The following is a 22890-nucleotide window of genomic DNA, read 5'->3' on the forward strand; positions in this document are numbered from 1 at the left end:
GGTGTCAGCCGCTGATCCCCTGGCAGGGGCGGGTGCGGAGCGCGTCGACGTAGTCCGCGGGCGCGCCCGCGGCTTCGGCGGCGTCGGCGAGAACGCCGAGATACCGTGCCGACGGGAGTCCGCCCTCATAGGCGTCCAGGACGTACAGCCAGGGCAGGACGGAGCCCTCCATGGTCTGCACGCGCAACCGGAGTTTGGTGTGCATGCCGAGCTCGCCGCCTTCCCAGCGGTCGAGGCCGTCCTCGTCCAGCGGGGTGACGTCGTAGAGCACCACGAAGACCCGGGAGCCCGGATCTTCGACGATGGTCGCCAGCGCGCCTTCCCAGCCGATGTCCTCGCCGCCGAAGGTCAGCCTCCAGCCTTCCAGCCAGCCGGTGCCGGCCATCGGCGAGTGCGGAGCGCGCTCCAACATCTGGGCGGGCTCCATATTGGATCCATACGCGGCATACAACGGCACGGCGACAGCCTAGCGACCCGGCGGTCACCCGGCTGGACGCACATGCCGTGTCCGGCCACTCAATCCGCCCAACGGTCGCCCGCGTACGGTAAACGCAGTCACAGACACCGCTGCGAGGAGGAGACCAGTGACCAAGATCGTGATCATGGGCGGAGGCCCCGCCGGTTACGAAGCGGCACTGGTCGCGGCCCAGCACGGAGCCGACGTCACCATCGTCGAACGCGACGGTCTCGGCGGCGCCTGCGTGCTCTACGACTGCGTTCCGTCGAAGACCTTCATCGCCTCCTCCGGCGCGCTCGCGAACATGCACGACCTCCGCGAACTCGGGATCAACACCGACATGGCCGACACCAGTGTCGACCTGCCGACCGTCCACGGCCGTGTGAAGGGCCTCGCGCTCGCGCAGTCCGCCGACATCCGCGCCCGTGTCCAGCGCGAAGGCGTCCGCGTCGTCATCGGCCAGGGCCGGTTCGACGACGAAGAGACCGGTCTCGCCACGCACAAGGTCGCCGTCACCGCCCACGACGGCACCGTCGAGACCCTCGACGCCGACGTCGTCCTCATCTCGACCGGAGCCACCCCGCGGGTGCTGCCCGGCGCGGTGCCGGACGGCGAGCGCATCCTCGACTGGCGTCAGCTCTACGACCTGCGCGAGCTGCCCGAGCACCTGGCCGTCATCGGCTCGGGTGTCACCGGCGCCGAGTTCGCGTCGGCCTACACCGAGATGGGCGTCAAGGTCACCGTCGTGTCCAGCCGCGACCGCGTCCTCCCCCACGAGGACGCCGACGCCGCCGCCGTGCTCGAAGAGGTCTTCTCGCAGCGCGGCACCACGGTCGCCAAGCAGGCCCGCGCCGACAAGGTCGAGCGCACCGAAAAGGGTGTCGAGATCCACCTCGCCGACGGCCGCGTGATCGAAGCCAGCCACGCGCTGATGACCGTCGGCTCCGTGCCCAACACCGTCGACATCGGCCTGGAGAAGGTCGGTATCGAGCCCGGCCCCGGCGGCTTCATCGGCGTCGACCGGGTTTCCCGCACCAGCGCGCCCGGCATCTACGCCGCCGGAGACTGCACCGGCGTGCTCATGCTCGCCTCGGTGGCCAGCATGCAGGGCCGCATCGCGATGTGGCACGCGCTCGGTGAAGGTGTCGCGCCGATCAAGCTCAAGACCGTCGCCGCCAACGTGTTCACCCACCCCGAGATCGCCACCGTCGGCATCAGCCAGCAGGCGATCGACTCGGGTGAGGTGCCCGCCCGCACCATCATGCTCCCGCTCGCGACGAACGCCCGCGCGAAGATGGAAGGCCTGCGACGCGGTTTCGTGAAGCTGTTCTGCCGCCCCGCCACCGGCGTGGTCGTCGGCGGGGTGGTCGTGGCGCCGAACGCGAGCGAACTCATCCTTCCCATCGCGCTCGCCGTCCAGAACCAGCTCACAGTGGAACACCTGGCACTGACATTTTCGGTGTACCCGTCGCTGTCGGGGTCGATCACCGAAGCGGGCCGCCAGCTGATGCGCCACGACGACTTGGACTGATCTTCTCCGGCGAAGCAACCCTCGCGGGGGTGACCGCGTCTAGCGCGTGTCGGTGTTTCGTTGACAGCTAGGGGTTTTTCGTGATTCGCAGGGTTCTCGCCGGAGTGGTGGCGATCGGTGCGGCGGTGCTGGCGGGGCCTGCGACCGGTCTCGCTCAGCAACCCCAGCCCGATCCCGGCGTCACGGTTCAGCTCAACGACAACACAGCTTACGAACTCGGGCTCGTCAACAAGTATGTGCACGGAGACTCCAATGTGGCGCTGGCGCAGTGCCCCGGCGACGGGCTGAAGGCGCCGACGTCGACGACGTTCTCCTCGCCGGTGCTGAGCGTCGGGAAGTATGACTACGGGCCGCTCATCGGGGTCCCGGCGAACGTCAGCGCGGAGGTCGAGCTCAAGGAGGGCACGGCGCCCGGGAGCTACCCTCTGACCGTGAACTGCAACGGAAAGTCTTACACCGCAACGTTTTCCGTTCCTGCCCGGCAGGTGGGCGCGGTTCCTTCCGGTGGCGCCCGCGCGGGTGACGGCAGTATGGCCTCCTGAGTTACCAAGTACATGAAGGCCCCCTTCATTGCGTTAGGCGCAGTGAAGGGGGCCTTCACGTACTTAAGGCGACCAGGGTGCGAATCGTGGTGGGTCTCGTGAGTGGTAAGGGCGGTTAGAACCGTCCTTACCACTCACGAGGGGTGAGTTCCCTCGCCCGGATTTCGCGACCTTTTCGTGATGAAACCGGGCAACCAGGCCCCCGGCCGGGGCGTCATGAGGGTGTCGGAGAAACAGAGAACCGCCACTGGGGGAACAGGGGCGCGGGATTCTTCTTTTCCGATTTCCATCCACATTCCTTTTTCAGGGGTAATCCAATGAAGCGCACCATCATGCTCACTGCCGGTACTGTCGCCGGATTCCTTCTTCTCGCGCCGGGCGCCGCTTTCGCGACTTCTCCGACGGGCGTTCCGTCGCCTTCTTCTTCGTCGGCGTCTCCCTCGCCATCTCCGTCCCCGTCCCCGTCGCCGACCGAGGACGTGGACGGGCCGGGGCCGCACGGCGCCCTGTACGGACTCAAGAAGCCGTTGAGCATCTCGCCCGCCAAGGGGCGCGCCGGTGACCAGGTCAAGCTGGACTTCGACTGCAGGTACCGCGAGGACGACAACGGTGGCCCGGCGATCTCGTCGGCGGTGCTCACGGCCGACGTCACGAAGAAGACCGCCGTGGTCAAGAACGTCAAGCCGGGCAAATACAAGGTCACGCTGAGCTGCTGGATCGACAAGTCGACGGTGACCTTCGAGGTGCTCCCGCCGAAGGGCCAGGTCGCGAAGGTGCCGGCCGGTGCCCCGCAGACCGGCGGCACCGAGGGCCCGGCCGACCACGCCGGCGTCCTCGCCGCCGTCGCGGGTGGCCTCGCGCTGGTGGTGGGCGGGGTCGGCACGGCCGCGTACCGTCGTCGTGCGGACCGGGCGTAGCGATCGCGATCATTTCGTGACCTGGGCGGGCAACCGTCCGGCCGCGCGTCGCGTCAGGCAGGCGTGGGGGTGAACGACGAGCCGGTTCCGGTCTGGGGGCCGGGACCGGCTCAGTCACCGCCACACCGTTTCACTACAGGGGTGAACATGAAGTCGACATGGTGGCGAGGACGCCGGGCACCGCTGGTGCTCGCGGTCGTCCTGCTGGCCGTACTGGCGACGCTGGCGTTCGTCCTGTCCGGTCCGGGGGAGACCGGCCAGGCCGCGGCGCCGCAGGCGGTCGCGAGCCAGGCGGAGACGCCGTCGGCCGAGCCGAGCGAACCCGATGCGCCCGCCGCTGACGGCGGGGCCGCCGTCGAGGGGATGCCGAAGGCGGAGCCGGTCTCGATCGACGTGCCGAAGATCGGCGCGAAGTCCACGTTGGTCCCGCTGGGGCTCAACGCGGACAACACCGTCGAGGTGCCGCCGGTGACCCAGCCGATGCAGGCGGGCTGGTACGTGAACGGGCCGACCCCGGGGGAGGTCGGGCCTTCGGTGGTCCTCGGGCACGTCGACGGGAACAAGCAGCCGGGCATCTTCTTCCGGCTGAAGGAGCTGGCGCCCGGAGACAAGGTCTCGGTCGCCCGCAAGGACGGCAAGACGGCCGAGTTCGCGGTCACGAAGGTCGAGCGGGTGGCGAAGGACAAGTTCCCCACCGACGCGGTCTACGGCGACACCACCACGCCGGAACTGCGGCTCATCACCTGCGGCGGGGTCTTCGACAAGGCGTCGCACAACTATCTCGACAACATCATCGTCTTCGCTCGGCTGATCCAGAGGTGAGTTCCATGATCAGGTACCGGTCCGCCCTGATGGTGGCGGTCGTGGCGTGCGGGATGGCCCCGGCCGCCGCGTACGCCGAGGACGTCTCGGCCACTCCGACGACGTCTCCCAGTCCGCCGCCGATGCAGTACCCGTTCGTCGCGCTCTCCCCGACGAAGTCGATTCCGGGGGAGGAGATCCTGGTCTCGGTCGGCTGCCCGGTCGCCGACCTCGGCGAGGTGAAGTCCATGGCGCTGGACCGCATCGCGAAGTTCGAGGTGACTTCGGAGGACCCGGTGATCCTCGGTGCCGTCGCGCATATCGGCGACAAGGTGAGACCGGGTTTCTACGCGGTCAAGGCGACCTGCAAGACGACGACGGTGACGATCAATCTCGAAGTGGTCGCACTGCCGACTTCGTCGGGCAAACCGCCGAAGCCGAAACCGACGCCGCCGAAAACGAGCTCGGTTTCGCCGGTGAAACCCGCGGCGGGGCGTCAGGTTTCGAAGATTCCGGTGGGGGCTCCGCAAACCGGTGGCGGCGGAACCACGTTTTGATCTCGTGAGTGGTAAGGATGGTTAGAACCGTCCTTACCACTCACGAGTTTTTTGTCGTGAAAGGCAACCTTTTCCCATTCCCGGAAGTGTTCTTGATGCGAGGGCTCGCACTGAGGGAGAAAGATCATGGGAATGAAGAGAATCGTCGCGGGCGCGGGTCTGCTCGCGATGACGGCGGGAGTGATCCTCGCGCCGCAGGCGTCGGCGACCGCGCCGCCGCCGAAACTGTGGGTCAGCCCGGCGAAGGTCGCGCCCGGGCAGGCGCTGGAGTTCACCGCCAGTTGTTACGGCACGCGCACCGCGGTGACGTCGGCGGGCCTGACCGGTCCGGTCACGCTCCAGGTCCAGCCGGGCTCGGGGAACCAGGCGCCGTACATCGGGCACGGCAACGCCGCGGGGAAGACGGGCAAGTACAAGGCGAGTTTCCACTGCGACGGCGGGCCGAACCTCCCGGCCGCCAGCGGGACGGCGACCGTCGAGTTCGAGATCGTCTGCCTGCCCCCGACGACGACGCCCACCACGCCGCCGTCCAGCAGTAAGCCGCCGTCGAGCAGCCAGCCGCCGTCCAGCAGCCAGCCGCCGTCGAGTTCCAGCGCGCCGCCCGGCAGCAGCTCGCGGGCCGTCGTCCCGGCCGCGTTGACGAAGCCGTGCGGGACGCTGCCGCCTTCCGGCAAGAAGCCGCAGGTGAAGGTCACGCCGAAGGGGGCACCGCAGACCGGCGGCGGCGCTTTCGGCTGAAATACGTGAAGGCCTCCTTCCCTACTCTGACGGTAGGGAAGGAGGCCTTCACGGACTCAAAGGTCAGTCTTCGCCCTCGACCCAGTCGAAGGTCTTCGTGACGGCCTTCTTCCAGTTGCGGTACTCGGACTCGCGGCGGGCCTCGTCCATCGACGGGTCCCACTGCTTGTCCTGCGCCCAGTTGTTGCGGATGTCGTCTTCGCTCTTCCAGAAGCCCACCGCGAGACCGGCCGCGTACGCCGCACCGAGCGCGGTGGTCTCGTTGACCACCGGGCGGATCACCGGCACACCGAGGATGTCGGCCTGGAACTGCATGAGCAGTTCGTTGACGACCATGCCGCCGTCGACCTTCAACGACTTCAGCGGGACTCCGGAGTCGGCGTTCATCGCGTCGATCACCTCGCGCGACTGGAACGCGGTCGCCTCCAGGACCGCCCGCGAAATGTGCCCCTTGTTGACGAACCGGGTGAGGCCGACGATCGCGCCGCGGGCGTCGGAGCGCCAGTACGGCGCGAAGAGGCCCGAGAACGCCGGCACGAAGTACGCGCCACCGTTGTCCTCGACGGTGCGGGCGTGCTGCTCGACCTCGGCCGCGGAGCCGATCAGGCCGAGGTTGTCCCGCAGCCACTGCACGAGCGAGCCGGTGACCGCGATCGATCCTTCGAGCGCGTACACCGTGTCGTTCGAGCCGATCTTGTAGCAGACCGTGGTGAGCAGCCCGTTGTCCGACATGACCTTCTCGGTGCCGGTGTTGAGCAGCATGAAGTTGCCGGTGCCGTAGGTGTTCTTCGCTTCACCCGGCGAGAGGCACGCCTGCCCGAAGGTCGCCGCCTGCTGGTCGCCCAGGATGCCCGAGATCGGGACCCCGGCCAGCGCGCCCTTCTCGCGGACCTTGCCGTACTCCTCCGAGGACGACCGGATCTCCGGGAGCATCGACAGCGGGATCGTCATCTCCTTGGCGATCTCGGCGTCCCATTCCAGCGTGTCGAGGTCCATCAGCATGGTCCGCGAGGCGTTGGTCGGGTCGGTGACGTGCACGCCGCCGTCGACCCCGCCGGTCATGTTCCACAGCACCCAGGTGTCCATGTTGCCGAAGATCAGGTCACCGGCTTCGGCCTTGGCGCGGGCGCCGTCAACGTTGTCGAGGATCCACTTGATCTTCGGTCCGGAGAAGTAGGTCGCCAGCGGCAGGCCCACCTTCTGGCGGTAGCGCTCCTGACCGCCGCCGAGCGCGCCGAGGTCGTTGACGATCTTGTCGGTGCGGGTGTCCTGCCACACGATGGCGTTGTAGACCGGCTTGCCGGTGGTGCGGTCCCAGACCAGCGTGGTCTCGCGCTGGTTGGTGATGCCGACCGCGACGATGTCGCTCGCGACCAGGTCCCCCTTGGCGAGCGCGCCCGCCGCGACGGCCCGCGTGTTCTCCCAGATCTCCTCGGCGTTGTGCTCGACCCAGCCCGCCTTCGGGAAGATCTGCTCGTGTTCGCGCTGGTCGACGGCGACGACCCGGCCGGAGTGGTTGAAGATCATGCAGCGGGTCGACGTGGTGCCCTGGTCGATCGCGGCTACGTACGAAGTCATCGAAGCTCCAGTCTCAGGTCAGGTTGTGGACGGCGAGGAACAGCAGGGCGGCCAGGGCACCGCCGACCAGCGGGCCGGCGACCGGGATCCAGGAGTAACCCCAGTTCGGGTTGGCCTTGTTCTTGATGGGCAGCAGGAACGCGTACGCGATGCGGGGGCCGAGGTCTCGGGCCGGGTTGATGGCGTAACCGGTCGGGCCACCGAGGGACTGGCCGATGACCAGCACGACGAACGCTACACCCGCGTAACCGAGCGCGGAGTTGCCGAAGTTCGGCGTTCCGCCTTCACCCGAGGCGTTGGCGTAGACCGGGCTGAGCAGGATCCACGCGACCAGCACGAAGGTGCCGATGATCTCGGTGACGAGGTTCCAGGCCTTGTTCGGGATCTGCGGCGCGGTCGAGAAGATGCCGAGCGTCTCGTCCCGCTGGGGGTGGTCGTCGAACTGGAGCTTGTAGGCGGCCCAGCAGAGCACGGCGCCGAGGATCGCGCCGACCATCTGCCCGGCGAAGTAGATCGGGACGTCCGCCCACTTCGTCTTGTCCGCGATCGCGAGACCCAGCGTCACCGCGGGGTTGAGGTGCGCGCCGCTCGGCGCGGCGATGCTGGCACCGGCGAAGACCGCGAACGCCCAGCCGAGGGTGATCATCACGATGCCACCGTTGTGGCCGTTGTTCTTCCGCAACACGTGGTTGGCGACCACGCCGTTACCCAACAGGATCAGGACCGCTGTTCCCAGCAGCTCCCAGACGAAAATGGCTCCCACACTCACCGTTCGACCTCCACATTGGACATTCCGCGCAGGGTCGTACACGGTGTGCTACGGCGCCCTTGCCGACCCACGTCCGACGCACGTTACCGCCGCGTATTTGTTCCTTCCAGGCGTTGAGCGGACGAATTCTTTCAAGATCGACGAGGGTTACGCCACACGTGTCACCCGCACAACGGACCGGTCGCGGCCGATCGTGCGATGCTGGAGCCACAGCGGCCCCAAGGAGGAATGTCACGTGGCAAGCTCTCAGCGCGAAGCCGAAAACAGCCCCGCCAGGCTGGGACCGCTCAAGCGGGAAGAGTCGTGGCAGCGGCTGGGCAAGGACAAGTTCGACCTCGTCGTCATCGGTGGCGGAGTGGTCGGCGCGGGTACCGCCCTCGACGCCGCCACGCGCGGCCTGCGGGTTGCCCTCGTCGAAGCGCGCGATCTCGCTTCGGGCACGTCGAGCCGGTCCAGCAAGCTCTTCCATGGCGGGCTCCGCTACCTCGAACAGCTGGAATTCGGCCTGGTGCGTGAAGCTCTGCGTGAACGCGAGCTGATGTTGACGACGATCGCACCCCACCTGGTGAAGCCGGTCAGCTTCCTGTACCCGCTGACCCACCGGATCTGGGAACGCCCGTACACCGCGGCCGGCCTGCTGATGTACGACACGATGGGCGGCGCGCGGTCGGTCCCCGGCCAGAAACACCTGAGCCGCGCGGGCGCACTGCGGATGGTCCCGGCGCTGAAGCGGTCCGCGTTGATCGGCGGGATCCGTTACTACGACGCGCAATCCGACGACGCGCGGCATACGATGACCGTCGCCCGCACCGCCGCGCACTACGGCGCCGTGGTGCGCACCTCCACCCAGGTGGTCGGTTTCCTCCGCGAGGCGGACCGCATTTCCGGTGTTCGCGTGCGCGACGTCGAAGACGGCCGTGAAACCGAGATCCACGCTTCCGCGGTGGTCAACTGCACCGGCGTCTGGACCGACGAACTGCAGCGGCTTTCCGGTGGCCGCGGCCGGTTCCGCGTCCGGGCGAGCAAGGGCGTGCACATCGTCGTCCCGCGCGACCGGATCGTCTCGGAAGCGGGCATGATCCTGCGCACCGAGAAGTCCGTGCTGTTCGTCATCCCGTGGCGCAATCACTGGATCGTGGGAACCACCGACACCGACTGGAACCTCGACCTCGCGCACCCCGCCGCGACGAAGCACGACATCGACTACCTCCTCGAACACGTCAACACGGTGCTCGCGACACCGCTGACGCACGACGACATCGAAGGCGTCTACGCGGGTCTTCGGCCTTTGCTCGCCGGGGAAAGCGAAGAGACGTCGAAGCTTTCGCGTGAGCACGCCGTCGCGCGGGTCGCGCCGGGGCTGGTAGCGATCGCGGGCGGCAAGTACACCACCTACCGGGTGATGGCGGCCGACGCCGTCGACGCCGCGGCCGTCGATCTCCCCGGCAGGCCGCAGTCGTCCATCACGGACAAGGTGCCGCTGCTGGGCGCCGACGGTTACCACGCGCTGGTGAACCAGGCCGACCATCTGGCCAGCGAGCACGGGCTGCACCCGTACCGCGTCCGCCATCTGCTCGACCGGTACGGCTCGATGGTGCACGAAGTCCTCGCGCTCGGCGAAGGACGGCCGGAACTGCTCAAGCCGCTGGAGCACGCGCCGGACTACCTCGGTGTCGAGGTCGTCTACGCGGCCAGTCACGAGGGCGCGCTGCACCTGGAAGACGTCCTGGCCCGCCGGACGCGGATCTCGATCGAGTACGCGCACCGCGGGGTCGACTGCGCCGCGCAGGTCGCCACGCTGGTGGGCGAGGTGCTCGGCTGGTCGAAGGACGAGGAGAAACGCGAAGTCGAGGTGTACAAGGCGAGGGTCGACGCGGAACGGGAGTCGCAGTCGCAGCCGAGCGACGAGGCCGCGGACGCGCTGCGTTCGGCCGCGCCGGAAGCGCGCTCCGGGATCATCGAACCGGTGAGTTGATCAGTTCTGCCGAGTGGTGTGCCACGCGCGCAAGGATCATTGCCTGATCGGGTGAATCTGGCATAGCGTCGGCCGTCCCAGCCCGCGCGGCCGAAGGCCCCGCTATCGCGGTGGCAGGGGCCTTCGTCCGCGAACGGGAGAAGTTTGATCAGCGCCCTGCCGACGTCGATCGCGGCCGCGGGCTCCCTGATCAGACACTGAGACGGAAGGCGGCCTTGTGGTGTTTCTCGACTCGTCGACGTGGACGGACCGGATCTTCGCCGGTGGCTCGTGGGTGCCCGGCACCGGCGGCACCCGGGACGTCACGGAGCCCGCGACCGGTGCCGTTTTGGGCAGCGTCGGGATGGCCTCGGCCGCGGACGCCGCGAAAGCGGCGGAAGCCGCGGCCGAGGCACAGCGGGCCTGGGCGGCGACACCGCACGTCCAGCGCGCCGCCGTCCTGCGCAAAGCCGCCCGGCTGTGGTCCGAGCACGCCGACGAGATCAGCTGGTGGAACGTGCGCGAGGTCGGCGCGGTGCCGGGCGTGGCCGGCTTCTCGCTGCACGTCGCGGAGCAGGAGTGCTACGAGGCGGCGGCCTTGCCCGGCCGCCCGTACGGCGAACTCCTGCCGAGTGAGGAACCGCGCCTTTCGATGGCGCGCCGGGTGCCCGCCGGTGTCGTCACGGTGATCTCACCGTTCAACATGCCGATCATCCTGGGCATCCGCTCGGTCGCTCCGGCGCTCGCGCTGGGGAACGCGGTGATCTTGAAGCCGGATCCGCGCACCGCCGTCACCGGTGGCGTCGTCCTCGCGCGGATCTTCGAGGAAGCGGGCCTGCCGCCGGGTGTGCTGCAGATGCTGCCGGGCGGCGCGGACGTCGGCGAGACGCTGGTGACGCATCCGGCGGTCCGGGTCATCTCCTTCACCGGCTCGACCGGCGCCGGGCGGAAGGTCGGCGAACTCGCCGGGAAACACCTGAAGCGGGCCCATCTGGAGCTGGGCGGGAACTCCGCGCTCATCGTGCTCGACGACGCGGATGTCGACGAGGCCGCCGGGGTCGCCGCGTTCGGCTCGTTCTTCCACCAGGGCCAGATCTGCATGACCACCGGGCGGCATCTGGTGCACGAGCGGCTCTACGACGACTTCGTCGAGCGGCTGGCGGCGAAGGCGGCCGCGTTGCGGGTCGGCGATCCGGCGCGGGACGAGGTCGCGCTCGGGCCGATCATCGACGCCGGGCAGCGGGACAAGATCCACGAGCTCGTCACCGCCAGCGTCGCCGCGGGGGCGCGGGTCGCGGCCGGTGCCGAATACGACCGGCTGTTCTACGCCGCGACGGTGCTCGCCGACGTGCCGCCGGACGCGCCCGCCGTCGCGCAGGAGATCTTCGGCCCGGTCGCGCCGGTCGTGCGGTTCTCCGACGCGGAAGAGGCCGTACGGCTCGCCACGGCGAGCGAATACGGGCTGTCGCTGGGGATCATCACCCGCGATGTCCTCAAAGGACTGGAGCTGGCCGACCGCGTCCCGACCGGGATCGTGCACATCAACGACCAGACGGTCAGCGACGAGGCGAACAGCCCCTTCGGCGGCGTCGCCGCTTCGGCGGCGCGGCGGCGAACATCGAGGCCTTCACCGAGACGCGTTGGGTCACCGTCCGGAACCCGCCGCCCGCTTACCCCTTCTGATCACCGCAAGTCGTCCTCTAGTTGCGGTAGTTCGCACGACGTACTACCGCAACTAGAGGACGAAACGCGGGAAGAGGTCAGGCGGTGCGGCGCCAGCGGATGAGGCGTTCCCCGGTCGGGGCCGGTTCCAGTTCGGGCCCGACCAGGGTGAACCCGCATTTCCGGGCGACCGAGGCCGAAACCTCGTTCGTCTCCTCGTAGCGGTAGCTGACCTCGCGCAGGCCGAGGCCGCCGAAACCGAACCGCAGGGCCGCGTTGAGTGCGGTGCTCGCGACGCCCTTGCCCCGGGACGCCGCGCGCACCCAGACCGACGCCTCCGCGTACCCGACGTCGAGATCGAGATCCCGCAGGCCGACCTCGCCCAGCAGGTCCCCGGTCGTCGGTTCGGCCACCGCCCAGGAGCAGCGTTCGTCACCGGCCCACTGGGCCGCGCGCAGCGCGACGTACTCGGTCGCCTCGTCGAGGTCCCGCAAGCGGTAGTTCAGCACGTATTTGCGGTGTGTCGGATCGGCGAAGGCCGCGACCAGCGCCGGACGGTCGTCGAGGGCCTTGTCCGCCCGCAGCTGTCGCAGGTAGTACTCGCCCGCGTTGATCTCCACCGGTTCCACTCTTCGAGGGTAACCGGATCTTCAGCGGCGGCGGCTCATGATCAGCGCCACGGCCAGCGGGAGCAGGAACACGATGAACGTCCCGCGGGTGAAGAAGAACAGCGCGATCGCGACCGCCGCGGCGATCGGCACGGCACTGGCGGTCAGCCATTTCGACGGCGGGGCATCGTTCTTCGCGGACGCCTGCGCGACACCGGGCATCGGAGGCAGGGGCAGCAGGGCGCTGGGCCGGGGTGAGGGCAGGTCCGTGAACAGCGGTTCGAGGTCGCTCGCCATCCTCGCGGCGCTGACCTTGGCCGAGCGGGTGCCGAACTCGTCGAGGTCGAGTCTGCCGGTGCGGACGTGCTCCTCCAGCGCGTCGAGCGCGTCTTGGCGTTCGGCGTCGCTCAGCCGCATGTCCGGTCTCTCGGCACTCACGTTCCGAGTCTACGGGCGGATCAGCCGTCCAGTTCCCGGCGGCGTTGCTTCGTGAGCTTCTTGTGGGCGTTCTCCCAGCCCTTGCCCCAGATGCCCTCGCCGAGGGCGCTGATCCCGATCGGGACGAGGATGAACCACCAGGTCACACCGGTGGTGACGATGAGTGCGATGGAGGCGATGAAGAGGATCGGCAGGATCGCGCCCATGACCCGCTGAGCAGGGGAGATGCCCGCCAGCGGTGACGCCGGTTTCACCGGTTCGCTCACTGCGGTCTTGGGGGCGTCGAGGCGAGGGTGCGGCTCAGGCAGATCGAGGAAGACCTCGGACAGTTCGCCGCGCGTCTTGGCCGCGGTGATCTTGGCGGACCGTTCACCGAATTCGTCGATGTCGATCCTGCCCACGCTCATGTGCTCGCCTAGCGCGGTCAGGGCGGACTCTCGATCCTGGTCACTGATCCGCAGCTGCGGAGACGGCACTTCGCTCACCCTTGCGATGGTAGGCCGAGCGAGGTGCCGTCAACCACGACATCCGTCAGTCTTTGAGCTCGAACAGCTGGGTTCCCTGCGTCACAGCGGCGCCGACCTCGACCGAAAGGCCGGTCACGGTGCCCGCTTTGTGCGCGGTGACCGGGTTCTCCATCTTCATCGCCTCGAGCACGACGACCAGCTCGCCGGCTTCGACCTGCTGGCCTTCTTCGACGGCGACCTTGACGATGGTGCCCTGCATCGGCGCGGTGACCGCGTCACCGCTCACCGCGGCCTTGGTGCCGCCCGCGCGCTTGCGCGGCTTGGCCTTGACGGCCGTGCCGCCACCGCCCTCGAGCGAGAACCCGCCGGGCAGCGACACTTCGAGACGACGTCCGCCGACCTCGACGACGACGTTCTGGCGGGGCTGCTCTTCCTCGGCCTCGGCGGCTTCCGGGGCGACGAACGGCTCGATCTTGTTCTCGAACTCGGTCTCGATCCAGCGGGTGTGCACGCTGAAACCGTTCTCGTCGCCGATGAAGGCCGGGTCGTCCACGATCACGCGGTGGAACGGCAGGACCGTCGCCATCCCGTCGGCGACCATCTCGGCCAGCGCCCGGCGGCTGCGCTCGAGCGCGTTCTGCCGGTCCGATCCGGTGACGATCAGCTTCGCGAGCATCGAGTCGAACTGGCCGCCGATGACGCTGCCGGACTCGACACCCGAATCGACCCGGACACCCGGGCCGCTCGGCGCGACGAACTTCGTCACGGTGCCGGGCGCGGGCAGGAAGCCGCGGCCGGCGTCCTCGCCGTTGATGCGGAACTCGATCGAGTGGCCGCGCGGTTCCGGGTCCTCGGTGATGCGGAGCTTCTCGCCGCGGGCGATGCGGAACATCTCGCGCACGAGGTCGAGGCCCGTGGTCTCTTCGGACACCGGGTGCTCGACCTGCAGCCGCGTGTTGACCTCGAGGAACGAGATCGTGCCGTCGACGGCCACGAGGTACTCCACGGTCCCGGCGCCGTAGTAGCCGGCTTCCTTGCAGATCGCCTTCGCGGACTCGTGGATGCGCTTGCGCTGCTCGTCGGTCAGGTACGGCGCGGGCGCCTCCTCGACCAGCTTCTGGTGACGGCGCTGCAGCGAGCAGTCGCGGGTGCCGACGACGATGGCGTTGCCGTGCTGGTCGGCGAGGATCTGGGCCTCGACGTGACGCGGCTTGTCCAGGTAGCGCTCGACGAAGCATTCGCCGCGGCCGAAGGCGGAGATCGCCTCACGGGTCGCGGATTCGAAGAGCTCCGGGATCTCCTCGCGGGTGCGGGCGACCTTGAGGCCGCGGCCGCCACCGCCGAACGCCGCCTTGATCGCGACCGGCAGGCCGTGCTCGTCGGCGAAGGCGACGATCTCGTCCGCGTTCTTGGCGGGGTCCTTCGTGCCGGGCACGAGCGGGGCGCCCGCGCGCAGCGCGATGTGGCGCGCGGTGACCTTGTCGCCGAGGTCGCGGATGGCCTGCGGGCTCGGGCCGATCCAGGTCAGCCCGGCGTCGATCACCGCCTGGGCGAAGTCCGCGTTCTCGGAGAGGAACCCGTAACCGGGGTGGACCGAGTCCGCGCCCGAGCGCTTGGCGGCGTCGAGCAGCTTGTCGAAGACGAGGTAGCTCTCGGCCGCCGTGGTGCCGCCGAGGGCGAAGGCCTCGTCGGCGAGGCGGACATGGGGTGCGTCACGGTCCGGATCGGCGTAGACGGCCACGCTGGTCAGCCCGGCGTCCTTCGCCGCCCTGATCACCCGTACCGCGATCTCGCCGCGGTTCGCGATCAGGATCTTGGTCACCGGACCACCTGTGCCGGCCTGCTCGGTCACGCCGTACCTCCTGCATTCGCACGTCGGGCCGCCCCGATGCGGCTCCGCAGCAGTTTACGGAAGTTCCCGCCCCGATTGATGAGAGCAAGGCCACCCAGTGACACTGTTTATAGCAGCGTTTCGCGGCGCCGCAGTTCTCCTGGAAAGGCTTACACCAGCGCCTCACGGTGCCGCAGTTCTTCCGGAAGGTCGGAATCGAGCACGATCAGGTCGTACGGCTGGGCCTGGTAGACGCGGCCGAGGTGCTCGGTCTTGACCAGTGCCCACGGCTGGTGCTGCCCGCAGCATTCGACCAGGCGCTGCACCGAGCTGAAGGCGATCAGCGCCATCCGGCCGTCGCCGGTCCGGCGGAGTTCGATCTCGGCGCCCGTGAAGTCTTTCGGCTTTTTCGCCGTGGGGAGGAACAGGGCGTTGGGCAATCCGGGGTTCGTCACGGGAACAACATAGACGTGCACTCTGTGCTAGATCACTTACGCTCTCGGATATGCGGACTCAGGAAGCGCGGACGCCGCGATCGGTGCTGCTCACCGCGCTGCTGGCCGTGGTGGTCACGGCGGGGGTGATCGTGGCCGTGATCCTGCTCCGCCCGTCCGCCCCGGTACCCGCCGGTGAGCCCGGAGCGGCTCCTTTGCCTGATGGCGCCCCGAGTACGCCGAAGGTCAACTGCGGTCACTCGGCCTGCCGGGAGATCGGCGCGATGACCGTCGGCGGCGTGCCCGTCGTGCTCCTGGCCGACGAGGCGGGGAAGCAGGGCGTGGTCCGGATCGGGACGGACGCGGTGTTCCCGTTGATCATCAACGACCTGGGGGTCACCCTCAAGGGCGATTCTTTGCGCTGTGTCGACGGCGCGACGCCGGTCTGCCTGGTGCGCGGTGAGACCGGCGGGGGTTCGGCGGGCGAGTTGTTCGTCTCGCGCGGCGGGATCTGGCGAGACCCCGGGAAGCCGTACTACTCCGACGCCGGGACGATCGCCCTGAACGACGTGACCGCCGACGGCGTCGCGGACGTCATCGTCGTGCGGCACGAATGCCCCGGCGCGCAATCCGGCTCGGCCCGGTGCCAGGCGGCGCCGGTGCTCGCGGAGGTCTACGAGGTCGCCAGCGGCTCGGTGGGCTGCACGCGCCGGTACACCTCGCCTTCGGAGCTGAGGGGCTGGCCGGACGTGCGGCTGACTCGCGCGGACCTGCGGGCCTGTCCCTGAGTCGATAGCAAGGGACCTATGCTCTCGTTATTGAGAAGCAAGGCAAAGGTGGCGTGGTCACGCCTCTCTGCGTCGGGGCCCTGCCGTCACCCTTGCCTGCGGGAAGTACGTGATGGGGTCGTGAGCGGTAAGTGTCGTTCTAACGCTCTTTATCGCTCACGACCCCCATGCAAAACCGCGCACAGCGCCCGAATCGGGCACCAGAACCCTGACGCAGCCCCTTGTGGGCAGCCGCACCCCGCCAGGCGATAACCCGCCGGCTGGACACCCTCGAAACCTGACCCGTGCGAATAGCCGACTTTGCCGAGACCCTGGCGCCTAGCTCGACGAAGGGTTCCTTCACGTAGTGAGGGAAGGTGTGAAGGACCCCTTGCCTACCCTGAGAGTAGGAAAGGGGTCCTTCACGGACTGGGAAAGCTACTTCGTGCCCGCCGCGACAGGCTCCTTCTCCGGCGTAGCGGCTTCGCCGTCGTCAGTGGGCGAAGGGTCCGTCTGCGAGTTGAGCACTTCGTCGTCCAGCAGGCCTTCGCTGCGGGCGACGATGACCGGCACGACGATCTGGCCCGCGACGTTGGTCGCGGTCCGGATCATGTCCATGATCGGGTTCACCGAGTAGATCAGCGCGATGCCGAGCGCGACCTGCGCCGGGTCGAGCCCGATGAGCGACGCGGTCAGGGTCAGCGCGGCCAGCCAGCCGGTGACGCCCGCGGTCGCCAGCGCGCCGAACACGGCGGCCGCGATGATCCCGAGGTACTGCCAGAAGTTGAGCGAGACACCGGACAGGTTCGCGATGAAGATCGCGCCGATCGCCGGGAACACCGCCGCGCAGCCGTCCATCTTCGTGGCGCTCGCCAGCGGGGTCGCGAAGCCCGCGTAACCGGGCTGGACGCCCAGGTTCACCGCGGCCTGGCGGGTCAGCGGCAGCGTGGCGCCCGAGGACGACGACGCGAACGCGAACTGGATCGCCGTGCCCGCCTTGGAGAAGAACTTCAGCGGGCTGACCTTCGCCACGAACTGCAGCAGGATCGGGTAGACCACCAGCAGCACCAGGAAGCAGCCGACGTACACCGCGAGTGTGGCGGTGAACAGCGGCTTGAACAGCGCGTCACCATAGGTCGACACGGCCTCGCCGATCAGGCCGATGATGCCGATCGGGGCCAGGCGCACGATCCAGCCGAGGTAGCGCTGGATGATCTCGAAGACACTGCTCGTGAAGTCGACGAACGGCTTCGCCTTGTCACCGAGGCTGTAGGCGGCCGCGCCGATCAGGACGGCGAGGAACAGCACCTGAAGCGTCTCGCCCTCGGTGAAGGCGGTGAAGAAGTTCTTCGGCAGCAACCCGTTGATGAAGTCGCTCCACGATCCCCAGGTGGCCTTGGCGGCCCTGTCCGTGTTCTTCGCGGTCGCGGCGACGCCTTCGCCGAGGCCGCCGCTGCCCGGGTTGAACAGCTTGGCGACGGCGATGCCGATCAGCGACGCGATGAACGAGGTGATCGCGAACCACAGGACGGTCTTGCCGCCCAGCCGGGCGGCCTTCTTCCCGCCACCGAGATTGCGCAGGCTGCTGATGCCGACCACGATCGCCGTGAAGACCAGCGGGATCACCGCGATCTGCAGCAACGTGGTGAAGATCGTGCCGATCTGGCCGAGCAGTTCGGTCAGCCAGCTCGTTTCGGTGCTCCTGGCGAGGAGGCCGAGAAGGGCACCCACGACGAGCGAGCCGAGAACTGCCACCGCGAAGACTTTTGGCCTGGTGTAGGTCCGAATGAAAGACACGGGGCGACTCCGGTGCGTGAAAGTTTCCTGATTGGCCGAACGTGAAGAACGTTCGTCAAGGCAGGACTCTTCCGGATCACCCGATCGTGTGGGAGCTGTCTCAGGATGCGGGACGCGTCCAGAGATCGATGACACTCACGCCGACCTCGGCCAGCAAACGCCGGGTCAGCGGCAGGCTGATGCCGATGACGCTGGAGAAGTCGCCGTCGATGCCCTCGATGAACCAGCCGCCTAGCCCGTCCAGGGTAAAACCGCCCGCCACCTGAAGCGGTTCGCCGGACGCGATGTAGGCCTCGATCTCCTCCTGCGACGGTGTGCCGAAGCGAACAGTGGTGCCCTCGGTGCCTGAGGTTTCCTTCGTCCGCTCCCCGTTCTCGACGCGGATGATGGCGTGGCCGGTGAGAAGTTCACCGGTTTCGCCCGCCATCGACGCCCAGCGCTCGCGCGCGGATTCCGGGGTGATCGGCTTCCCGACCATTTCGCCCTTGATCGACAGCATCGAATCGCAGCCCACGATGACCATGTCGGCGTGTCCGGCATGGTCACTGTGGGAGCCGGTGAGCGTCTCGAAAACCGCTTCGGCCTTCGCGACGGCGAGCGCGCGGACCAGCTCCGCCGGGGCGGGATCGGTCAGGGACGCGGCCACCGCGTCCTCGTCGACGCCGGAGACGACGACGCTGGGATCGAAGCCGGCGGAACGCAGGACGCCGAGGCGGGCGGGGGACTGGGAAGCGAGGACGAAACGCACCTGGAGGAAGGTACTCGACGGCTCGCCGTTGCCTAATTGTGACCGGGGACACCCGAACGTGGAGCTAGTTTGTTGTGGCGCGCAACATATGGATTGTTCGAGCTACGGAGGAAACAATGTCGTCCCGCCTCCGCGTCAGAAGATCACTTCGCACGGCGCAAACCACTCTGCTCGCAGGCCTGCTCCTGGCCGGTTCGGCGCTGGCACCGGCGGCTTCCGCCAGTCCTGGCCCGGTGTACAAGAATCCTCACGCTTCGACGTCCGCGCGGGTGAACGACCTGCTCAAGCGGATGAGCCTCGACGACAAGATCGGCCAGATGACCCAGGCCGAACGCGGCGCGGTCACCCCCGACCAGGCCGCCGCCCTCAAACTGGGGTCCTTGTTGTCCGGCGGTGGCTCCGTCCCCGCCTCCAACACGCCGGCCGGCTGGGCCGACATGGTCGACTCGTACCAGAAGGCGGCGGTTTCGACGCCGCTCGGCATCCCCACGATCTACGGCGTCGACGCCGTGCACGGCCACAACAACGTCTACGGCGCGACGATCTTCCCGCACAACATCGGCCTCGGCGCGGCCAACAACCCGCGTCTGGTCGAGAAGATCGGCCGCGCGACGGCGCTGGAAGTCGCCGGAACAGGACCGCAGTGGGATTTCTCGCCGTGCCTGTGCGTCGCCCGTGACGACCGCTGGGGCCGGACCTACGAGTCCTTCGGCGAAACCCCGCGCGACGCCATCGCCAACGCGTCGGCCATCACCGGTCTCCAGGGGCGCAGGCTCGGCGAAAAGCCGGGCTCGGTGCTCGCGACCGCGAAGCACTACATCGGCGACGGCGGCACCACGAACGGCGTCGACCAGGGCAACACCGAGGTCAGCGAACGCGAACTGCGCCAGATCCACCTGCCGCCGTTCCGCGAGGCGATCGACCGCGGCGTCGGCTCGGTGATGATCTCGTTCTCCAGCTTCCAAGGGGTGCGCATGCACGCCCAGAAGTACTTGATCACCGACGTCCTCAAGAAGGAACTGCGCTTCTCCGGCCTGGTGATCTCGGACTACAACGCGATCAACCAGATCGACGGGCAGGAAGGCTTCACGCCCGAAGAAGTACGGCTTTCGGTCAACGCGGGCATCGACATGTTCATGGTCCCGTGGGACGCGCCGCAGTTCATCTCCTACCTCAAGGCCGAGGTCGAGGCGGGCCGTGTCTCGCGTGGCCGGATCGACGACGCGAACCGCCGCATCCTGGCGGAGAAGTTCAAGCTCGGCCTGTTCGAGCACCCGTACACCGACCGTTCGCTCCAGAAGACGTTCGGCAGCAAGGAACACCGCGAACTGGCCCGGCAGGCCGTCCGCGAATCCCAGGTGCTGCTGAAGAACGACGGTGTGCTGCCCCTGGCGAAGAGGAACAACAAGATCTTCGTCGCGGGCAAGAACGCGAACGACATCGGCAACCAGGCGGGCGGCTGGACGCTCACCTGGCAGGGCCAGAGCGGCCTGGTCATCCCGGGCACCACCGTTCTCGACGGGCTGAAGTCGGGCGCGGGGAAGGGAACCACGGTGACGTATGACCGTGCGGGTAACGGAATCGACAACAGCTACCAGGTCGCTGTCGCAGTGGTGGGCGAAACGCCGTACGCCGAAGGGCAGGGAGACCGGCCCAATGGCTTCGGGCTCGACGCCGAAGACCTCGCCACCATCGCCAAACTGAAGAGTTCCGGGGTCCCGGTCGTCGTGGTGACCGTGTCCGGGCGTCCGCTCGACATCGCTTCGCAGCTGCCGGGATTCAACGGCCTCGTCGCCGCTTGGCTCCCGGGTAGCGAAGGCGCCGGTGTCGCCGATGTCCTTTACGGCGACTACAACCCGACCGGGAAACTGACGTTCAGCTGGCCGACGAGTGCGGCGCAGGAACCGGTGAACGTCGGTGACGGCAAGAAGGCGCTGTACCCGTACGGCTTCGGCCTGCGGTACCGCCGGTAGGAAGCTTCCGCCCTCCCGCGGATGAAAGGAAAGGCCCGTTCCTTGCAAATTTTGCAAGGAACGGGCCTTTCATTGCACGGGGGGAGGGGGGTCAGGCGGCGCTGGTGGCGGGTTCCGGAGCTGGAGCGGGCGGGACACGCGGAGCCGGACGACGCATCGTCAAAGCCGCGAGCACACCCAGCAGCAGTACGGCCGCTGGAAGCAGCAGGGTCACCCGGGCGGCGTCCGTGAGTCCATTGTGGACGGCGTCGAGAGCGAGCCGCTGGGCCTGCTCCGCCACGTCCGCGGGAAGTCCCGAGAAGCCCGTCTGCCCGGAGGAACCGAACTCCCCGGTCGATTCCGCGGCCTTCGCGACCCCTTCCGCGAACGGCGCGCGGTACTGCTCCGGCAACGCTGTCGCGGCCGATGCCGCCTCGTCGGCGATCGAGGCGCTGATCCGCGCCTGCAGCAGCACACCGACGGCGGCACTGCCGAGCACGCCGCCGACCTGGCGCGCGGTGTTGAAGATGCCCGACGCGGTCCCGGTGAGCCGCGGCTCCACCGAACTCATCGCGATGTTGCCCATCGGCGCGAAGATGAACCCGATCCCGGCGCCCGCCACCAGCAGTGCCGGGGTGAGCGTCCACGCGTTCGCGCCCGCCCGGGCGATCAGGGCCACCAGTCCCATGCCCGCCGCCAGCGCGGTCAGCCCGATGACCAGCAGGACCTTGCCGTTGACCTTGTCCGAAGCCCGGCCGACGAACGGGCCGATCATGCCCGCCAGCAACGACATCGGCGCGAACAGCAGGCCGGACATCGTCGGTGACTCGCCGAGGACGGCCTGGATGTAGATCACCAGCGGCAGGAACATGCCGGTCATCGCGAAGCCGACGGTGACCGAGGTCAGCGTTCCGGCCGAGAAGTTGCGGTTCGAGAAGACACTCAGCGGCAGAAGCGGTTCGTTGCGGTTGAACCGTTGCCACACCACGAAAGCGACCAGCAGGGCGAGACCGGCGCCGATGATCTCGAACACGGTGATCGGGCCCAGGGCGCGTCCCCAGTCGTAATGCTGTCCATTTTGGACTCCGTACACCACGAGGAACAGTCCCGCGCCGGAGAGCAGGATCCCGGGAACGTCGAAGGAATGCGAGTGCTTCGGCTGCCAGTCCGGCACCTTGAGCAGCGCCAGCGCGAGCGCCACCACGCCGACCGGCAGGTTGACGAAGAAGATCCATTCCCAGCCGAGGTGGTCGACGAGCACGCCGCCGAGCAGCGGGCCGACGATGGCCGCGATCCCGGCGACACCGCTCCAGAGTCCCATGGCGGGGCCGCGTTTCGACGGCGGGAACAGGTGGCTGATGAACGCCAGGGTCTGCGGCGTCATCAAAGCGGCGCCGAGGCCCTGCACCGCGCGGGCCGCGATGAGCATCTCGACCGTGCCGGACAGTCCGCACCACAGCGAGGCCAGCGTGAAGACCACGAGGCCCGCCAGGTAAACGCGTTTCGGTCCGAAGCGGTCGCCGAGGCGGCTGGCGAACAGCATCGGCACCGCGTAGGCCAGCAGGTAGACGCTGATCACCCAGACGATCGCGTTCAGCCCGGCGCCGAGTTCGCGCAGCATCGCGGGGATCGCGGTCGAAACGATCGTGGTGTCCAGCAGGATCATGAAGAAGCCGAGGCACAGCGCGGAAAGCGCGGCCCAGGGATTAGCTTGTCTTGCGTTCATCGGTGTCGTCCTTGGTGACCAGGTTCAGATGGGGCTTGCAGTGGCCCTGGAAGTCGATGCGGCCGGATTCCAGGTCCTCGACCAGTTTTTGGGTCCACTCGAGCTCGAAGGCCCGCCGCGCGGTGGCGTAGGACCAGTCGAGCCAATAGATCTCGGGGAGTTTGTGGTCTTCGACCAGGCTTTCGAGGACGACCTGGTCGGAGGCGGCGGAGGCCTGCAAGCGCAGGACACGGTGCTTGAGCTGGGTGAGCGACATTTCGGGGCCGAGTTCGTCGATGACGGCGAGGGCACTGAGGTACTCGGGGTACTCCTCGGCAGGCGTGCTCAGCATGTCCTGCGCGCGGTCCACGAATTCGTCGCGGCCGGCGTCCGTCATCGCGTACACGGTGCGCTCGGGGCGCTTCCCGTCGCGCTGTGTTTCGACGATCTCGACGAAACCGTTCTGCTGCAAGCGATCCACCGTGTGGTAGAGCGATCCGGCCTTCACCTTGACGCGCGTGCTGACATAGCGCTCCTTCATCAGCTGCGCCATCTCGTAGGGATGCATGGGCCGCTCGTGGAGGAGCTCCAGCACCGCCATGGCGAGCGGAGTGAGTTTCGCGGCCATGCATGGTCC

Annotated in this window: 21 protein-coding genes and 1 pseudogene; 10 read left to right on the forward strand and 12 right to left on the reverse strand. The window is 68.1% G+C overall.

The genetic code is table 11. The features are described from left to right. Positions 1-4: 4 nt before the first annotated feature. Complete coding sequence (locus ACLJPX_RS34775; protein WP_184899429.1) at positions 5-457, reverse strand: gamma-glutamylcyclotransferase; 453 nt, start codon at positions 455-457, stop codon at positions 5-7. Between the two features lie 127 nt (positions 458-584). Here ACLJPX_RS34775 and ACLJPX_RS34780 point away from each other — a divergent pair, with 127 nt between their 5' ends. The 6 genes from ACLJPX_RS34780 (at position 585) to ACLJPX_RS34805 (ending at position 5543) form a co-directional block, all read left to right on the forward strand. After that, entirely contained in the window at positions 585-1988 is a 1404-nt protein-coding gene (locus ACLJPX_RS34780; RefSeq protein WP_101612358.1) for an NAD(P)H-quinone dehydrogenase, read from the forward strand. Positions 1989-2092: 104 nt separating this feature from the next. Beyond that, positions 2093-2530 (forward strand): hypothetical protein, encoded by a 438-nt coding sequence (locus ACLJPX_RS34785; RefSeq protein WP_101612359.1) that lies wholly within the window; start codon positions 2093-2095, stop codon positions 2528-2530. Positions 2531-3009: 479 nt separating this feature from the next. Continuing rightward, positions 3010-3447 carry a hypothetical protein gene (locus tag ACLJPX_RS34790; protein WP_410604583.1) on the forward strand — a complete coding sequence of 146 codons (438 nt, stop codon included), beginning with the start codon at positions 3010-3012 and terminating at the stop codon, positions 3445-3447. 147 nt (positions 3448-3594) lie between these two features. Further along, on the forward strand, positions 3595-4269 hold the full coding sequence (locus ACLJPX_RS34795) for a class F sortase (protein ID WP_410604584.1): 675 nt from the start codon (positions 3595-3597) through the stop codon (positions 4267-4269). Between the two features lie 5 nt (positions 4270-4274). Further along, positions 4275-4805: a hypothetical protein gene (locus tag ACLJPX_RS34800; protein ID WP_410604585.1), complete on the forward strand. Its 531-nt coding sequence runs from the start codon at positions 4275-4277 to the stop codon at positions 4803-4805. Between the two features lie 126 nt (positions 4806-4931). Further along, a complete protein-coding gene (locus ACLJPX_RS34805) occupies positions 4932-5543 on the forward strand; it encodes a hypothetical protein (protein WP_410604586.1) in 612 nt (203 codons plus the stop codon). 63 nt (positions 5544-5606) lie between these two features. On the opposite strand, the gene glpK is transcribed toward ACLJPX_RS34805, so the two are convergent. Next, positions 5607-7121: a glycerol kinase GlpK gene (glpK, locus tag ACLJPX_RS34810; protein WP_410604587.1), complete on the reverse strand. Its 1515-nt coding sequence runs from the start codon at positions 7119-7121 to the stop codon at positions 5607-5609. A gap of 13 nt (positions 7122-7134) precedes the next feature. After that, entirely contained in the window at positions 7135-7890 is a 756-nt protein-coding gene (locus ACLJPX_RS34815) for an MIP/aquaporin family protein (protein ID WP_410604588.1), read from the reverse strand. A 235-nt stretch (positions 7891-8125) separates the two neighbouring features. Here ACLJPX_RS34815 and ACLJPX_RS34820 point away from each other — a divergent pair, with 235 nt between their 5' ends. Next, the gene (locus ACLJPX_RS34820) at positions 8126-9865 is read left to right on the forward strand and encodes a glycerol-3-phosphate dehydrogenase/oxidase (protein WP_101612365.1); all 1740 of its coding nucleotides are present in this window, start codon (positions 8126-8128) and stop codon (positions 9863-9865) included. Positions 9866-10082: 217 nt separating this feature from the next. Next, positions 10083-11527: pseudogene (locus tag ACLJPX_RS34825) on the forward strand (aldehyde dehydrogenase family protein). 77 nt (positions 11528-11604) lie between these two features. Here the strand turns inward: ACLJPX_RS34825 and ACLJPX_RS34830 are convergent. The 5 genes from ACLJPX_RS34830 to ACLJPX_RS34850 form a co-directional block, all read right to left on the reverse strand. Further along, complete coding sequence (locus ACLJPX_RS34830; RefSeq protein WP_410604589.1) at positions 11605-12135, reverse strand: GNAT family N-acetyltransferase; 531 nt, start codon at positions 12133-12135, stop codon at positions 11605-11607. 21 nt (positions 12136-12156) lie between these two features. Further along, a complete protein-coding gene (locus ACLJPX_RS34835; protein WP_101612368.1) occupies positions 12157-12531 on the reverse strand; it encodes a DUF1707 domain-containing protein in 375 nt (124 codons plus the stop codon). 41 nt (positions 12532-12572) lie between these two features. Further along, positions 12573-13037: a DUF1707 domain-containing protein gene (locus ACLJPX_RS34840; protein ID WP_410604590.1), complete on the reverse strand. Its 465-nt coding sequence runs from the start codon at positions 13035-13037 to the stop codon at positions 12573-12575. Positions 13038-13083: 46 nt separating this feature from the next. Then, positions 13084-14871 (reverse strand): acetyl/propionyl/methylcrotonyl-CoA carboxylase subunit alpha, encoded by a 1788-nt coding sequence (locus tag ACLJPX_RS34845; protein WP_410604591.1) that lies wholly within the window; start codon positions 14869-14871, stop codon positions 13084-13086. Positions 14872-15020: 149 nt separating this feature from the next. Beyond that, on the reverse strand, positions 15021-15305 hold the full coding sequence (locus tag ACLJPX_RS34850; RefSeq protein WP_410604592.1) for an SAV_915 family protein: 285 nt from the start codon (positions 15303-15305) through the stop codon (positions 15021-15023). Positions 15306-15355: 50 nt separating this feature from the next. On the opposite strand from ACLJPX_RS34850, the gene ACLJPX_RS34855 reads away from it, so the two are divergent. Next, positions 15356-16072 carry a hypothetical protein gene (locus ACLJPX_RS34855; RefSeq protein ID WP_410604593.1) on the forward strand — a complete coding sequence of 239 codons (717 nt, stop codon included), beginning with the start codon at positions 15356-15358 and terminating at the stop codon, positions 16070-16072. Between the two features lie 417 nt (positions 16073-16489). On the opposite strand, the gene ACLJPX_RS34860 is transcribed toward ACLJPX_RS34855, so the two are convergent. Further along, positions 16490-17848, reverse strand: a complete 1359-nt coding sequence (locus ACLJPX_RS34860) for a dicarboxylate/amino acid:cation symporter (RefSeq protein WP_410604594.1) — start codon at positions 17846-17848, stop codon at positions 16490-16492. 100 nt (positions 17849-17948) lie between these two features. Then, entirely contained in the window at positions 17949-18596 is a 648-nt protein-coding gene (locus ACLJPX_RS34865; protein ID WP_410604595.1) for a Maf family protein, read from the reverse strand. A gap of 167 nt (positions 18597-18763) precedes the next feature. Between ACLJPX_RS34865 and ACLJPX_RS34870 the strand changes: the two genes are divergently transcribed. Continuing rightward, positions 18764-20569 carry a glycoside hydrolase family 3 protein gene (locus ACLJPX_RS34870; protein WP_410604620.1) on the forward strand — a complete coding sequence of 602 codons (1806 nt, stop codon included), beginning with the start codon at positions 18764-18766 and terminating at the stop codon, positions 20567-20569. Between the two features lie 91 nt (positions 20570-20660). Here the strand turns inward: ACLJPX_RS34870 and ACLJPX_RS34875 are convergent, their stop codons facing one another. Together ACLJPX_RS34875 and ACLJPX_RS34880 are read right to left on the reverse strand one after the other, a co-directional pair. Then, positions 20661-22274, reverse strand: coding sequence for a DHA2 family efflux MFS transporter permease subunit (locus ACLJPX_RS34875; protein ID WP_410604596.1), 1614 nt, complete (start codon positions 22272-22274; stop codon positions 20661-20663). Then, the gene (locus ACLJPX_RS34880; RefSeq protein WP_410604597.1) at positions 22255-22881 is read right to left on the reverse strand and encodes a PadR family transcriptional regulator; all 627 of its coding nucleotides are present in this window, start codon (positions 22879-22881) and stop codon (positions 22255-22257) included. The genes ACLJPX_RS34875 and ACLJPX_RS34880 overlap by 20 nt, the downstream gene beginning before the upstream one ends. Positions 22882-22890 lie beyond the last annotated feature (9 nt).

This window comes from Amycolatopsis sp. lyj-90, from assembly GCF_046549035.1.
Lineage (GTDB): Bacteria > Actinomycetota > Actinomycetes > Mycobacteriales > Pseudonocardiaceae > Amycolatopsis.

What these genes read in the sequence shown, in the direction of transcription:
- ACLJPX_RS34795 (WP_410604584.1), top strand. Translation starts at nt 3,595, where the DNA reads ATGAAGTCGACATGGTGGCGAGGACGCCGGGCACCGCTGGTGCTCGCG.
- ACLJPX_RS34800 (WP_410604585.1), top strand. Translation starts at nt 4,275, where the DNA reads ATGATCAGGTACCGGTCCGCCCTGATGGTGGCGGTCGTGGCGTGCGGG.
- ACLJPX_RS34805 (WP_410604586.1), top strand. Translation starts at nt 4,932, where the DNA reads ATGGGAATGAAGAGAATCGTCGCGGGCGCGGGTCTGCTCGCGATGACG.
- glpK (WP_410604587.1), bottom strand. Translation starts at nt 7,121, where the DNA reads ATGACTTCGTACGTAGCCGCGATCGACCAGGGCACCACGTCGACCCGC.
- ACLJPX_RS34835 (WP_101612368.1), bottom strand. Translation starts at nt 12,531, where the DNA reads ATGCGGCTGAGCGACGCCGAACGCCAAGACGCGCTCGACGCGCTGGAG.
- ACLJPX_RS34855 (WP_410604593.1), top strand. Translation starts at nt 15,356, where the DNA reads ATGCGGACTCAGGAAGCGCGGACGCCGCGATCGGTGCTGCTCACCGCG.
- ACLJPX_RS34875 (WP_410604596.1), bottom strand. Translation starts at nt 22,274, where the DNA reads ATGAACGCAAGACAAGCTAATCCCTGGGCCGCGCTTTCCGCGCTGTGC.
- ACLJPX_RS34880 (WP_410604597.1), bottom strand. Translation starts at nt 22,881, where the DNA reads ATGGCCGCGAAACTCACTCCGCTCGCCATGGCGGTGCTGGAGCTCCTC.